General features: G+C 57.9%; 1 protein-coding gene. It reads left to right on the top strand.

Annotated elements, in window-relative coordinates; all coding sequences use genetic code 11:
* Positions 1 to 1,105: 3-hydroxyacyl-CoA dehydrogenase (locus tag A3754_RS21760; protein WP_231880733.1), on the top strand; the 1,105-nt coding region annotated here is incomplete at both ends.

Below are 1,105 nucleotides of genomic sequence, written 5' to 3'. Positions count from 1 at the left end.
CCTGGACAAGAACACCCCCAAGCGCGAGATCAACCAGGTGGCGGTGATCGGTGCCGGCACCATGGGCGGTGGCATCGCCATGAACTTTGCCAATGCCGGGATTCCCGTGCGCCTTCTGGAGGTGAAGGAAGACGCGCTGGAGCGCGGTGTGGCGGTGATTCGCAAGAACTACGAAAACACCGAAAAAAAAGGCCGTATCACCGATGAGCAGGTGGAACAGCGCATGGCGCTGATTCAGCCCACCTTGAGCTACGATGATCTGAGCGATGTGGACCTGGTGATTGAAGCCGTGTTCGAAAACATGGATGTGAAAGAAGCCGTGTTCAGCGAACTGGATCGGGTGTGCAAGCCCGGTGCCATTCTTGCTACCAACACCTCCACGCTGGACGTGGATCGTATCGCCAGCTTCACTGGCCGCCCGGAAGATGTCATGGGCATGCATTTCTTCAGCCCGGCCAATGTCATGAAGTTGCTGGAAAATGTTCGCGGTGAGAAAACCTCGGATGAGGTAATCGCCACTGTGATGGACCTGAGCCGCCGGATTGGCAAGGTCGGTGTGCTGGTTGGGGTGTGTCATGGCTTTGTGGGCAACCGCATGTTGCATCGCCGTCAGGCGGAAGCCGTGGAGCTGGTCAACGAAGGTGCCAGCCCCCAGCAGGTGGACAAGGTGTTGTTCGACCTGGGCTTCCCCATGGGGCCGTTTGCCATGTCTGATCTGGCGGGCATGGATGTGGGCTACCGCATTCGTGAAGAGCTGCGCAAGGAAGATCCGGCCAATGGTCCGGCACGTAACTGGACTGACGAGCTGGTGGAGGCGGGACGTCTGGGCCAGAAAACCCAGGCCGGCGTATTTGACTATAAAGACGGCGATCGTACCCCTGTACCTTCAACCGCTGTGGACGGCATTATTGAACAATACCGCAGTGATAACGGCATCACCCCGCGTGAGATCAGCGACCAGGAAATCCTGGAGCGTTGCATGTATGTGATGGTGAACGAAGGTGCCAAAATCCTGGAAGAAGGCATCGCTGCCCGTCCACTGGATGTGGATGTGATCTGGATCTACGGCTACGGCTTCCCGGTGTACCGGGGTGGCGTGTTGTTC

This window comes from Alcanivorax sp. HI0083 (assembly GCF_001635175.1).
Note: the sequence above shows the minus strand (reverse complement) of the source record. Positions and strands in the feature narration are given on the sequence as shown.